Origin of the sequence: Fulvitalea axinellae (genome assembly GCF_036492835.1) — a bacterium.
In the GTDB taxonomy this organism is placed as follows: Bacteria; Bacteroidota; Bacteroidia; order Cytophagales; family Cyclobacteriaceae; genus Fulvitalea; species Fulvitalea axinellae.
This window is the reverse complement of sequence record NZ_AP025314.1, coordinates 1,995,876-2,009,218: the sequence shown is the minus strand read 5'-3', so window position 1 is coordinate 2,009,218 and position 13,343 is coordinate 1,995,876. Positions and strand designations below refer to the sequence as shown.

Genomic DNA, 13,343 nt, shown 5'->3' with positions numbered 1-13,343 from the left:
TCAAAAACACCTTAAGAATGACGATACGCCACAACGGATTCCAAAGCCAAAAGGCCCAAAAGCACCAAAGCAATCCAGTGAAACCATTCTTGCTTACGCTGATGCCCTTCAGGCGAAGGCAACATTAAGGCTTGGGCCGGCCTGATTTCCGGATTTTCGATATTCATATACTCCATAAAAAACTCTGGGGAAACGGCACCCTTAACCGATTCCGCAACGGGTACAGTCACCAGCGTATCGCCTTCCGCCCCGCCAAAAATCCCGCTTCTTTCGTAAGTGCCCATCGAGGCTTCCAAACGATAAAGAGAACGCTTTTCATTCCCTTCGGACAAGCCTCCGAAAAGTTCCCGTACCAACGGCACAAACATCCGGCTCACCGGCCAATCGGTATGGCGCCGGGTAGCGGGATTAGCAATGGCGATCACTTTTCCTTTGCCTACCGAAATCGAACTGATTATGGGCGAACCGCCATCCAACATCGCCAAGTCCGTGGCTTTTTCGGAAAGTTGCACACTGAAAAGATCAGCCATGACCAAGCTTCCGGCGTTTGCGGAGATTCGTTCGCCAAATGAGCCTAGCAAAGGATTTGATTTATTGAATCCGGAAACGGAAACGGGTTTGGCCGGCAAACGAAGCCCGTTAAGCTTGACGGGAAAGAGCCCCTTTTCGAATAAACCGTTATAGAAATCGAGATCGCTTTTCTCATCCAAAAAGACGACTATGTTCCCTCCCGTTTTTAGAAATTCGGAATACCCCGCAGTGTTAAAGGAGGAAACGCCACACAATGCAACAGCGTTAAACTCGCCGGATTTGAAGGACGGTTTGTCCGATTTCTTTATTCCAAACGTGCTGTTACTTCCACGGTCAACGGCCAAGGCTTTCTCCAAAAAATAAGAGGCTTTCGCATGCTTGCTTCCACTCTTGGATCCGTCTACGATCAGCACATTATTATTGGCCGTTACATTCAGAATTCCGTACGCTATATTGTCAAATGGATAAGCATCATCTTTTTCCAATTCGACTCTCAACCTCAACGAACCTTCCTTTTGGGGCTTCCATGACAACTCGAATTGCCCCAAAGTGTCTTTCGCTTCGCCAACGCGTTTTCCGTCAATATAAAAAATCGCTGTACGCTCTACATCGCCACCGTCCGTACTTATTCTGGCCTTTAGTTTTACGGGCATTCCTTTGTGGAGATTTCTAACCGCATCTGTAGAAAGCGCAAGGTTCTCACCTTCGGTCATTGTTCCGTCCAAAACCTCCACGGTTATCCGCTCATCTACGGCATTTACTTCTTCCTCAGGCAAATTGCTTTTCTGTAAATCACTGTAAAGAAAGATCCGAAGGTCTTTTTTCCCGGAAAAAACCAGCCTTTCGCTTGCCCAGCGCAAAGCGTTTTCGAAATCGGCGCTGGCGTGGGTCAGTTCGGGCATTTTTTCGGAAGTCCAAGGCGTTACTTCATCGGCGAAAAGAGCTATCTCCACTTGGCCTTTGCCCGTCAGCTCTTTTTTCTTTTTCTTGATTTTCTTCCAAAAATTTTCAAAAACTGGATCGCCTCCATACTGGCCGTTCATACTCGCAGAGATGTCGACCAAAATGATAAAGTAGCGGTCGTCGGGTTTTATGCTGTCGTATTCCGACAAAAAAGGTCTGGAAAAAAGCGCCACCAGCAGCACTACGGCCAAACACCGAAGCGCCAAGAGCAACCACTTGGTTATGTTGTTCCGGTACCCGTTTGATTTGGTCGCCAATTTCAAAAACCTCAGCGTTCCCAAATAAGCGTTTTTCAGCTTCCGCTGACGCATCAGATGGATAATTATAGGTATGGCCACAGCCGCGAGAGCGGTCAGCAACAATGGGTTCACCACTTCCATAAAAAATCTCGGATTACGTTAAAAAACAATTACAGACGCAAAGGCGACGGTCAAAAGACCGCACATCTCTTGTTCAAATACACTGTCAGGATATCCGCCAAAGGATCCGACGTGCTGACGGAAATAAAATCGATTCCCTTGCCAGCGCTTTCTTCCTTGAAGTTCTTCGCCCATTTCCGAACTTCTCGCTCGTATTTTTCCCGAATATGGCTGGTGTTTACCTTAAGTTTTTCACCTGTTTCCAGGTCATGGAAAATCATTTCTTCATCCTCGGGAAGGTTTTTCTCCCAATCGTCAAGAATTTGGAAAATGATCACTTCATGGCCCATCATCGTGTAGGTTTCCAAAGTATCAAGCAACTCCTTGTCCTGATCGAACAGATCCGAAAAAAGGATCACGATACCGGGCCTTGAACAGAATGACCTGTTCTCGTCCAACAATTCGTAAATCGACAAGGATGTTTCGGGAGTCTTGCTCTCCAAAGTGGCCAAGATCTCGAAGAAGTGGCCCGAGCGGGCTTTCGGTTCAACAAAAACGGGCTCCTTGCCACACAACATGCACAAACCGGGCGTATCTCGTAGCTTGGTCGCCAAATAAGCCATCGCGGCGGAGGCCCGTTTAGCATAAGCCCATTTCGAGTGCGGGCCATTTTCGGCGATCATGGATTTACTGGTATCCACTACCAAGTAGAGGTTCAGGTTCGTATCCGACTCGTATTGCTTCACATAAAGCCGATCCGTTTTCCCCCAAAGATTCCAGTTGACGTGCTTCAGATCATCGCCGGGCATATATTGGCGATGCGAATCGAACTCGTTGCTAAAGCCCACGAACTTGCTTCTGTGCACGCCACTCAACGCCCCTTCCACCACTCCACGGGCCACAAGCTCCAGATCGTCCATAGCCATGAACAGTTCTGGATCAAGCGCCTCCTCATTATGTTTTGGACCGCCCATAGGCTATACGGACTTTATGTTGGCGATCACTTCCTTAATCACGTCGTCGCCCGAAACGCCGTCGGCTTTGCTCTTGAAATTCAAAACCAATCTGTGACGCATTACCGACCCGGCCACTTTGCGGATATCTTCGGTACTCACGTGGAATCTTCCGTTAAGCAAGGCCAAGGCTTTCGCTCCCAAAACCAGATATTGCGAAGCGCGCGGACTGGCACCGTGCGATACGTATTTCCGAACCATCGGCACATCGCTTTCGGCTCCGTTTTCCACCCGTGTGGCGTTGACCAAACGTACGGCGTAAAGCACCACCTCATCGGCGATCGGTACGCCCCGCACGATGTCCTGCAACTTCAGCAACTCCTCTTTGCCCATCACTTTCCCCACTTGGGTAAGCTTGGCTCCCGTAGTGTTTTTCACGATTTCCACCTCGTCTTTTACGGAAGGATAGGCCACTTTCAGACAAAACATAAATCGGTCTAGCTGGGCCTCCGGCAATACGTAAGTCCCTTCCATCTCAATCGGGTTTTCCGTGGCCAACACCATAAACGGAGCTTCCAGCTTGTAAGTCTGGCGACCTATCGTCACGTTCTTTTCCTGCATGGCTTGCAAGAGCGCCGCCTGAGTTTTCGGGGGCGTTCGGTTGATCTCATCAGCCAAAACGAAATTGGCGAAGATCGGCCCTTTCAAAAAGTGTTGGTGCCTACGTCCCGTTTCCGGGTCTTCCTCTATCACGTCGGTACCCGTGATGTCAGAAGGCATCAAATCGGGCGTAAACTGGATTCTACAAAAATCGAGATCCAGCATTTGCGCCAGCGTGTTGGCCATCAAAGTTTTTCCTAAGCCCGGCAGGCCTAAAAGTAGAGAATGTCCTTTGCAAAGAATGCTGACCAAGAGCATTTCCAAAGTTTCCGTCTGTCCGAAAACCACTTTCGAAGCTTCGTCCATCAATTCCTTATGCGCTGCCCGCAAGCGTTCCACCAACTCGGCGTCGGTGGTTTCTGTCCTAATTTCTTCCATTATGCCTTATAGTTTAAATCCAAAAACATTTCCCCCTTGCAAATCCTCATATGAAGGGGCCATGGTGGCTTTGCCGTCACCGTCGCCGTCCAACACGCATTTCTCCATCTGGATCATTCTCCTTTTTTTGTAATAATCCCGGACACGCGATTGCGCCGCCGAAAGGAATTCGGAGAAAGAAAGAATACCGTCCCGGTTTTTGTCGTTTGATTTTGTCACCAATTCCATCCAGAATTCGGAGAGAACAGGATCGTTGTCCGTATTTTCGGTTTCTCCGCTGGCCAAAATCCGGACATTGGCCCGACCCATGGCTTTCACAAAAAGTTCGCCCGCTTCGGCTACCCAGAGCAAATTGACGGGCTCGCCGGAAGTGGAAGCCCCCAGCCAACCGGCCATTTCCGAAAACGTACAGTCCGAACCGGCAACATTGTAGTTGGCACCCTTGGGCGTTCTGTTCGCATGTCCCAAAAAGACGCACAACACACGTTTTCCAGACTTTGCGGAAGCGGAAGCCGTTTTCAGGCCCTTCTCAATCGCCGATCTATCGCAAAGCGGAAATCCGCCGTCCTTTTTTCCGTAAAAAACATGAAGCTTGTCCGGTGGCAATCCCGGAAATAGCGAAGACGCCAATACACATTGTCCGACCTTTATTCCCTCTTGGGCTGGATTTCCGGGCACTCCGCAAAACACCCAGACTTCCTCCGGAGTCCCGATTTCTTTTTGGGCCACAGCCCATCCGGACAAGAGGAAAAACACAAAAGCAGTAAAAATCAACTTCGACATAACAACGCTTACATTATGTTGAATACAAAAAAGATTAAAGCTTTTCCTACCAACCACTCAAGTCCTAAAAAATCAAGGAAAAGACTTAAAACAAGGAATCAAAAACTATATATAATCAAGGTATAAAGCCCTAATGTATAATTATAAGGGTATAACTAAAAATTTATTATGTTAAAAATAGTGAAACGGAATTGTATTAATCCAAACGATATAAGCCTTACCGTTATCGCTTTTTTCCATCCATACAAAGCCTTTACCGACTACGGGAAGGATTTTCCTTCACTCCAAAAACTACGAGAAGGACCACGCTTAGAAAAAAAATCAAAAAAAAGCCGCCCCTTTCGGAACGGCTTTCAATTTTATCTATTTCCTGTTCGGCTTAGAGACAAATCTCTTCAGCGTCAACAGCTTTTGAAGCCTCATCGGCCATCACGATCTCTTTCACGTTTTCTTTCTCCTCAACTTTGGTATGTCCAGCGTCACCACCTCTAAATTCAGTAATGTGCGGCGCGATAACCAAAGATACGATAGACATCAACTTAATAAGGATGTTCATCGAAGGACCAGAAGTATCTTTGAATGGGTCACCTACTGTGTCACCTGTTACGGAAGCTTTGTGAGGCTCAGAACCTTTGTAGTGAGTCTCGCCTTCGATAACGGCACCTTTCTCGAATGACTTTTTAGCGTTGTCCCAAGCGCCACCGGCGTTAGACTGGAACATACCCATCAATACGCCAGAAACGGTAACACCGGCCAAAAGACCACCCAATACCTCGTGTCCGAAAGCAAAACCAACGATCACAGGGGTCACCAAGGCGATAGCGCCAGGCAACATCATCTCGCGGATTGAAGCTTGAGTCGAGATCTCAACACAACGCTCGTACTCAGGACGGGCTTTGTGCTCCATAATTCCCGGAATCTCCTTGAACTGACGACGCACTTCCTTCACCATGTCCATAGCGGCACGACCAACGGCTGCGATTGTCAAAGACGAGAAGATGAACGGAATCATCGCACCAACGAACAAACCGGCCAAAACGTCGGCTTTGTAAATGTCAATAGCGTTAATGCCTGACACCCCAACGAAAGCGGCGAAAAGCGCCAAAGAAGTCAAAGCGGCAGAAGCGATAGCGAAACCTTTACCTGTAGCCGCTGTAGTGTTACCTACTGCGTCAAGGGCATCAGTACGGTCACGAACTTCCTCAGGAAGACCTGACATCTCGGCGATACCACCGGCGTTGTCGGCGATAGGACCAAATGCGTCAATGGCCAACTGCATAGCGGTTGTAGCCATCATACCAGCGGCGGCGATAGCCACACCGTAAAGTCCGGCGAATTCGTAAGAGAAGAAGATACCAGCAGCCAAAACAAGAATCGGCAATACTGTAGACTCCATGCCTACAGCCAAACCACCGATAATGTTAGTGGCGTGTCCTGTGGACGACTGGTCAACAATCGATTGTACAGGACGGCGTCCCATAGCTGTATAGTACTCAGTGATGATACTCATCAACGCACCTACTACCAAGCCTACGATAATAGCAAAAAACGCATCAAGTCCTGTAAATTCGAACCCACGGATATTCATCGTGTTCGGCATGAAATAATCCGTAAGGAAATAAGAGAAAATGGCGGTCAAGATAATCGAAGACCAGTTACCGACATTAAGGGCTTTCTGAACGTCAGAGTCTTCGCCTTTGATACGAACAAACCAAGTACCTACAACTGAGAAGATCAATCCAGCACCTGCAATCATCATTGGCAACAAAACTGGGCCAATTCCGCCAAAAGCATCATTTGACTCGATCTCACGACCAAGAACCATAGTAGCAAGGATAGTAGCAACATAAGAACCAAACAGGTCAGCGCCCATACCGGCTACGTCACCCACGTTATCACCCACGTTGTCAGCGATAGTGGCAGGGTTACGAGGATCATCTTCAGGAATACCCGCCTCAACTTTACCTACCAAGTCAGCACCAACATCAGCAGCTTTGGTATAGATACCACCACCAACACGGGCGAAAAGAGCGATAGACTCAGCGCCCAAAGAGAATCCGGCCAACACCTCAAGGGCCTTTTCCATCTCAATTCCGTTCACACTGCCACCAGTGTTGACAACATACATGTTATAAAACACGATGAACAGCGAGCCCAAGCCCATTACGGCCAATCCGGCAACACCCAAGCCCATTACAGTACCGCCTGTAAAAGAAACTTTAAGAGCCTGCGCCAACGACGTACGGGCCGCTTGTGTAGTCCTTACGTTCGCTTTGGTGGCGATGTTCATACCGATATAACCAGCCACCGCCGAGAATACGGCACCGATCAAGAAAGCTACGGCGATCAGCGGAGTCGAGTTTTCAACCTGCCCACCAGACCATGCCAACAATACGGCGGCGATCACGGCGAAATAAGCCATCACTTTCCATTCCGCTTTCAGAAAGGCCATCGCACCATCGGCGATATAGCCCGCCAGCTCAGACATTTTGTCGGAACCAGCATCCTGCTTCGAAACCCACGAAGCTTTGGCCAACATATAAAGAAAGCCAACCAAGCCCAAAGCAGGCACCAAGTACACTATGTTACTCATTGCTTCAATTTATTTGATTAAAAAAATTTATACTTAACAGTTTTTTCAAATCCAAAAGTCAACGTACGCTTAACACAAAATTCCATTGCAGAATAGGGAGAAACCTTACACCCAGCCTCTTACAATGAAAACGAGCATCTTCAAAAATAATGTTTCCGGAAAAAAAAGACAGCAAACGAATGATTTTTTAGGCGCTTCGAACACCCAAACCACGCTCACAGCCTCTTTTAAGCTTCCAAATGAGACAAGTCGTTGAATCTCAACAACTCAAAACGCCCGTCTTCCACGTGGCATCTCACTTGGGTAACCCCGGTGTTTGCCGGGCCGAAATCCTTCATTTCCGTCAATGGTCTTCCCATCATTCCGCAGAGCAAAATCCTTATCGCTCGGCTATGCATACATATCATGAACTTGTCGCCATCGTGGGCAAGCACTTCCGCCAAAGCGGCTTTTTGCCTGCGGCTAACGTCTTCGGGGCTTTCCCCTTCCGGCGCCGACATGTCGGTTTTCCCTTTGTCCCATTCCCTCATCAAGGCCGGGTAGTTGAACTCCTCATCCAGCTCGATAAGCTTTCCTTCGAAATAGCCGTAATCCAGCTCGTCGAATCCCGAAAGTGGACTAACTGGCACTCCAGCTTCCGCAAAAGCGGCCACCGTTTGGTGAGTGCGCTTCAGGGTAGAGACAAAGCAACGGTCAAATCGCTCCAATTCGTAAGCGTCGAAAAGGGCTCGCGCCTGCGCCTGTCCCGTGCCGTTAAGATCGGCGTCGATCCTACGTCCCTGGACGTATCCGTTCAGGTTGTAGTCCGTTTGCCCGTGGCGGACAATGTACAGTGTTTTGGTTTTGGCGATGGTCATTATTTGTTCGGTTTTAGCAGTGGTTCGATTGTCGGGGGGCAAAAATATGAAAGAAAGTCTCTGAGAAAAATGCCCAAAATCATACAAAAGCGCTTTTCGAAAGAAAAAAACACACCTGAAACAAAAAAAGCCCCCGCATCCAAAAGGAAACGGGGGCATCTTCTCCGTATGGTTTCACTACAAGACGGAATTGCTGTTCGTAAGGTCAACAAGCTTGATCTCCACCCTACGGGCCTTCTCCCTGCTCGAATCCTCGCTTTGGGTTACGCCGTGGCCACGGGCCCTGATTCTACGGCGCACCACGCCACGGTAGTTGAAGAAGTTCAGCACTTCGATAGCCCGCTTATTCGACAGTTCCTCGTTGGCTTCCCTGTCACCTTCCGCCGATGCGTAACCCGAAATCTCAACGCCTAGGTTTTTCTCATTTTTCAAAAGCTCCAACAAAACCTGCAGTTGTCCCATATAATTCTCTTGTACCACGGACTCCCCAGCCTGGAAATATATGCTGTATACGGGCTTAAGCAATTCGGGATTGACTTGAGAGCGCACGTGTTTCTTCTCAAAACGTTTTTTTGACTCTTCCGTAACAAAAAGCGTCGGCAGAGAATAGATCACTTCCTCGCCCACTCTTCTCACCTCAAGGTGAGCCGTGTCACTTTCGTCAAAGAAATACTGACGGCTCGCTATTTCCATTCTGTCGTCTTCGACATCGGAGAAATCGACCGATTCCGTTGGGGCCGTCGAATACATCAAGTCCAGAAGATACTCGTAAGCTTCGGTGTCTTCGGCCTTGATGATCACGTCCATCATATCATAAAGATCAAGGCTGTCACTCTGCACCAGTGAAGCTTCTTTCGCCTTCTGCACATTCACCACCACTTGATCCTTGCCTGTGTCATAAAACTTGTTTTTGACCGAAACCCTTTGTCCTACCAAAACGTCAAACTGCTTGATTTGGGCCAAATGGATCATTTGGTACAGCTGGTAAAAATACGTTTGGTTAGGGATATTGATATTTACCGTATAAGGCATAAAACCTTCGGATTCGATAATCATATCGTAGTTTTTGCCCGGAGGAAGAATAATCAGGTAGTCCCCGGTTTCTTTGTTCGGACTATACACGAACTCGACTTTCTGGTCGGTCTCATTATCAACTACCTTGATTTGGGTAGGTACCGCAATACTGTCCGGCCCGACGAGAATACGACCTTTCACCATTGTCAAAGGAATATTCGCTTCGCTCTCAGGCATATCGAAATAATAAATATCCTGTTCACCGGAACCGCCTTTTCTGTCAGAAGAGAAATAAGCCCGGCTACCGTCAGCGATAAGCGTAAAGTAATTGTCGTCGGCAGTAGTGTTGATCGGATATCCCATGTTCACTGGCTTTCTCCAACGTCCGCGCACCAAGATACTTTTGAAAATATCGTCTCCGCCAATCGAAGCGCTACGATTCGAGGTGAAAAACAGCGTCTTTTTGTCCGGGTGGATAAACGGAGCGTCCTCGTCTTTATCCGTATTAATCATCCCGCCCAAGTTATAAGGATCACCCCAACGGCCATCTTCTTTCTTATCCACTCGGTACACGTCCAAGCCACCGAATCCGCCCGGTCTGTCGCTAGCAAAGTAAATCGTCTTTCCGTCCGGCGTTATACTTCCCGTGGTAGTCAAAGACGAATTGGTTCTAAGACTCTCGATAATCGTCGGAGACGACCAACCGTCACCATCTTTTTCAATAAAATAGAGATCACCGCCTTTGCCGTTGTTCTTGCCCATAAAAATCAGCATTTTCTGGCCGTCCGGCGAAATCCCCGCAGTACCAACCGTCCTGTTTGTCTTCAGGTCGATTTTAATCGGTTCGGACCAGTCTCCACCACCGTCTTTAGTTGTCACCAAAATTTGCTCTTTCCTGCTGTTTGATTTAGCGTCGGGATACCAAGCCGTATAGGCCATCACACTTTCGTCGGCGGCAACAACAGGGTTATACTCCGTATATTCGGTGTTCACGATTCGGTCCAGCCTATGGATCCTGATATCTTTAGGGTTCAATATCACTTCGGCCGAAGTCTTGGCCGCCATGATCACCTGCTGAATCTTATCCGCTTTATCCCTTTCCTTATCGGGATCCAACAGTTTGGCGTAACGCTCATAAGCCTCCATCGCCACGTTGATCTCCTCATTTTTCATCCGAAGGTCGCCCAAGTGCAGAAACACCTCTTTCGGCATTCTCACCTTTCCATAGGCCTCCGATGCCCTTTGAAGGTACGGCAAACCTTTAACCTGCTCGTTAACGGATTTCTGATATTTGTAACAAACCCCCACAGCGTACGCCATAGCCGGACCTAACGTCCCAGCCCCTTCGGCTTCCAGGTATAGTTTCAGCGCACCGTCGTAATTGCCGATCTTAAACAGTTGACTGGCCTTGTACAGAGTCTTCTGCGTCTTGGCCGACTGCGCAAAACCAAAACCTCCGTAACACACAAAAGCCAGCGAAAGTAAAAATACCCTAAAGGGGAAAGCTCTGGTTGACATCATTCTCATAAAATCAATCGATTAGTGACGAAAGCGCACCCAATGCGCATCCGAAAACGTTAGGTGAGTGAAAAAGCCACCAAACATTACAAGGCAAAAGTTATTATTTTTTCTCAAAAAAAAGAACCTACCAAGGCAGAAGTTCCTTTACCTTTTGATAAATCATACGGCATATGTTCATTTAACGCTTTCGATAGCTTCCAGCCTTTGCCATAATGGCGGGTGCGAATAATGGAAGAAAACATATGCGCTATGAGGCGTCAAGTTACCGAAGTTTTTAGCCGTCAATTTCTTCAATGCGCCAACCATCGGCTCCGCCCCGAACGTGCGTACCGCCCAAGCGTCGGCTTGGTATTCATTTTTTCGGCTCAAAAGATTAAATCCTACGGAAACAATCATGGAAATGGGCCCGAACAACAGCCCAAAGGCCATTAGATTCAAATAAAGCACATTCATTCCTTCACTCCCAAGAGCTTCGGAAAACAACGGATTGAACACAAACAAAGAGGACAAGAACAGCAACAAACCCGTTTGCAAAATCGAAATCACCATACCTTGTAAAATGTGTTTTTTCTTGTAATGCCCAACTTCATGTGCCAAAACGGCAACAAGCTCTTCTGTTTCCAACTTTTCGATCAACGTATCGAACAACACTATTCTCTTGAACCGACCGAATCCCGAAAAGAAAGCGTTCGCTTTTGTACTTCTTTTAGATCCGTCCATTACGTAAATCCCTTCCAGCGGAAAATCGACTTTTTTAGCGTAATCCATAATCGCCTCCCGTAATTCGCCGTCTTCCAAAGGCGTGAATTTGTTGAAAATCGGCATGATCACGTTCGTGTACAGGAGATTGAACAAAGGGAGAACAACGGAAAGAAAAATCCAGAATGCCCACCAGTAGTCTTTTCCCAGCACTCCAAGCAAATACATCAGTAAAGCCAAGATACCTCCGCCTAAAATCCCCGTCAAAGCATACGATTTCAGTTTATCAAGCAAGAACGTTTTCAGCGTCATACGATTGAAGCCAAACTTTTCTTCAATAGAAAAAGTGCGGTAAAGACTGAAAGGCAGACTAAGCAAATCGTTCACAATGAACATCGCTCCGAAAAACACTAATGCAGAAACGATCGGGCTTTCGATTCCGGCCGTAAGGAACGTATTCGCTTTGCCTAACCAACCAAGAGCCAAAACCACAAAAGTGACCACAAACGAGATGGAAGCCGAAAATAATCCAAAACGATAATTCGCTTTTTGATAGCGGAGGCTTTTCGCATATTCCTCCTGTCCATACACATCCGAAAAGGCTTTTGGCAATTCAGGCTTCAGATTTCGAATATTAAAGACTCCTAACACCCGTTCCAAAAGGAACTCAAACACCACTATCCCCAATACCAACAATAATACTTGATGTGAATCCATCACATTCCTGATTTTTCGCTTAAAACAAAAACGGCACCGAGCATACCCGGCGCCAATATCAATCTCTTCAGGCCCGGAGCGAATTAAAACTGCGGGCAAGGCAATTTACGCATATGCTTTGGCGGTTTGCGCGGATCACCCAAAAACAAGGTATACGAAATGGAAATCTCATGCGCCCCTCCCGACTTTATCCCGAGATCCGAGATTGTGTAGTCATAGCTGTATCCGAAATTAAATCCGTGCATGCTATAACCCACAAGCGCCACAAACGACTCATGGTTGCTTTTTCCTTCCACAGGTTTGAAAGGCAAACCTCTATACCACAAGCCTACAACCAAAGGCTCAAACGTAAAATATGTACCGACATCCAGCTGGCTAAAGTCTCCTTGGTTCTTGTAAAGCATAACCGGCGTAAATGCGTACTCACGTCGCAAGTGTTTGTCCACTTTCGTAAACGCGAACTTGTACCCCATCGTATACACATATTTTATCGGTAACGGATCGTCACCGTCCACGGCGGTGGAAATATTCGGTTGCGTAAGGTGCGAGGCGCTAAGGCCCGCCCAAAATTCCTTATAAAAAGCCACGGCTCCGAAGCCCAAATCAAAGAAACCTCTGTTTTCGAAATCCAAAGGCTCTCCGCCTGCGCCAATCTCACCTGTAAACGGATCAATCATATCGCCAAAAAGCAGGTCTCCGTAATTTGCAGACTGATGGACATAGCCCAGCTGAACACCGGGCCTCAGCATAAAATCCTCAGAGAATCTCACTTGGTAAGCGTAAGAAAGATACGCACTGGTGGAGCTAAGTCCCGCTTTTGGAACATTATCCGACATCAGCATTAGCCCCACTCCGCTATTGTACTCATCAATATAATGGTCAGCGTACGCTGCGTAAGTCGTGAAATTCGCTTGTAGCGACGGCCATTGGTTTCTGTAATTCAGACCAAACCTAGTCTTTTGGGTAGAGCCCGTAAATCCGGGATTAGTGTAGAGCGGCGCCGCGAAAAATTGTGAAAACTGCGGATCCTGAGCCTTGGCTTCCGGCCCAGAAAGCAATCCCCACAAACAGACAAAACCCATTATCAATATTATTCGCCTCTTCATTTATGCTTTTCCAGTTTAGTTCTCCGTTTGGCCTCATTTTCCGGCCAAACCCGTATCCCCTATCAAACCAACAGTGCAAACATCAAGCGTTCCCGAATGTCGCAACGCTAATAAACAACTAACAAATCTTGAAAATAGCCAAAGAAAGGCATTTGCCCAAACCATTGGCATCTGACATTACCCTAAAAGTATTTTTTTACAGAGCTAAT

General features: G+C 47.5%; 9 protein-coding genes. All 9 read right to left on the bottom strand.

What is annotated here, in order from left to right:
* Nucleotides 1-11: 11 nt before the first annotated feature.
* The 9 genes from AABK39_RS07995 to AABK39_RS07955 all read right to left on the bottom strand — a co-directional run bounded on the left by AABK39_RS07995 (nucleotide 12) and on the right by AABK39_RS07955 (nucleotide 13,134).
* Nucleotides 12-1,874 carry a BatA domain-containing protein gene (locus AABK39_RS07995; RefSeq protein ID WP_338394401.1) on the bottom strand — a complete coding sequence of 621 codons (1,863 nt, stop codon included), beginning with the start codon at nucleotides 1,872-1,874 and terminating at the stop codon, nucleotides 12-14.
* A 50-nt stretch (nucleotides 1,875-1,924) separates the two neighbouring features.
* On the bottom strand, nucleotides 1,925-2,827 hold the full coding sequence (locus tag AABK39_RS07990; RefSeq protein ID WP_338394400.1) for a DUF58 domain-containing protein: 903 nt from the start codon (nucleotides 2,825-2,827) through the stop codon (nucleotides 1,925-1,927).
* Between the two features lie 3 nt (nucleotides 2,828-2,830).
* The gene (locus tag AABK39_RS07985) at nucleotides 2,831-3,844 is read right to left on the bottom strand and encodes an AAA family ATPase (protein WP_338394399.1); all 1,014 of its coding nucleotides are present in this window, start codon (nucleotides 3,842-3,844) and stop codon (nucleotides 2,831-2,833) included.
* Nucleotides 3,845-3,850: 6 nt separating this feature from the next.
* Complete coding sequence (locus AABK39_RS07980; RefSeq protein WP_338394398.1) at nucleotides 3,851-4,627, bottom strand: hypothetical protein; 777 nt, start codon at nucleotides 4,625-4,627, stop codon at nucleotides 3,851-3,853.
* Nucleotides 4,628-5,006: 379 nt separating this feature from the next.
* Nucleotides 5,007-7,220 (bottom strand): sodium-translocating pyrophosphatase, encoded by a 2,214-nt coding sequence (locus tag AABK39_RS07975; protein ID WP_338394397.1) that lies wholly within the window; start codon nucleotides 7,218-7,220, stop codon nucleotides 5,007-5,009.
* 227 nt (nucleotides 7,221-7,447) lie between these two features.
* Nucleotides 7,448-8,077, bottom strand: a complete 630-nt coding sequence (locus AABK39_RS07970) for a histidine phosphatase family protein (protein ID WP_338394396.1) — start codon at nucleotides 8,075-8,077, stop codon at nucleotides 7,448-7,450.
* A gap of 177 nt (nucleotides 8,078-8,254) precedes the next feature.
* The gene (locus tag AABK39_RS07965; protein WP_338394395.1) at nucleotides 8,255-10,618 is read right to left on the bottom strand and encodes an OmpA family protein; all 2,364 of its coding nucleotides are present in this window, start codon (nucleotides 10,616-10,618) and stop codon (nucleotides 8,255-8,257) included.
* A gap of 168 nt (nucleotides 10,619-10,786) precedes the next feature.
* Nucleotides 10,787-12,028 (bottom strand): M48 family metallopeptidase, encoded by a 1,242-nt coding sequence (locus AABK39_RS07960; RefSeq protein WP_338394394.1) that lies wholly within the window; start codon nucleotides 12,026-12,028, stop codon nucleotides 10,787-10,789.
* A gap of 83 nt (nucleotides 12,029-12,111) precedes the next feature.
* Nucleotides 12,112-13,134 (bottom strand): PorP/SprF family type IX secretion system membrane protein, encoded by a 1,023-nt coding sequence (locus AABK39_RS07955; RefSeq protein ID WP_338394393.1) that lies wholly within the window; start codon nucleotides 13,132-13,134, stop codon nucleotides 12,112-12,114.
* Nucleotides 13,135-13,343 lie beyond the last annotated feature (209 nt).

Coding starts and splice junctions, on each gene's coding strand:
- AABK39_RS07995 (WP_338394401.1), bottom strand. CDS start 1,874: ATGGAAGTGGTGAACCCATTGTTGCTGACCGCTCTCGCGGCTGTGGCC.
- AABK39_RS07990 (WP_338394400.1), bottom strand. CDS start 2,827: ATGGGCGGTCCAAAACATAATGAGGAGGCGCTTGATCCAGAACTGTTC.
- AABK39_RS07985 (WP_338394399.1), bottom strand. CDS start 3,844: ATGGAAGAAATTAGGACAGAAACCACCGACGCCGAGTTGGTGGAACGC.
- AABK39_RS07980 (WP_338394398.1), bottom strand. CDS start 4,627: ATGTCGAAGTTGATTTTTACTGCTTTTGTGTTTTTCCTCTTGTCCGGA.
- AABK39_RS07975 (WP_338394397.1), bottom strand. CDS start 7,220: ATGAGTAACATAGTGTACTTGGTGCCTGCTTTGGGCTTGGTTGGCTTT.
- AABK39_RS07970 (WP_338394396.1), bottom strand. CDS start 8,077: ATGACCATCGCCAAAACCAAAACACTGTACATTGTCCGCCACGGGCAA.
- AABK39_RS07965 (WP_338394395.1), bottom strand. CDS start 10,618: ATGAGAATGATGTCAACCAGAGCTTTCCCCTTTAGGGTATTTTTACTT.
- AABK39_RS07960 (WP_338394394.1), bottom strand. CDS start 12,028: ATGGATTCACATCAAGTATTATTGTTGGTATTGGGGATAGTGGTGTTT.
- AABK39_RS07955 (WP_338394393.1), bottom strand. CDS start 13,134: ATGAAGAGGCGAATAATATTGATAATGGGTTTTGTCTGTTTGTGGGGA.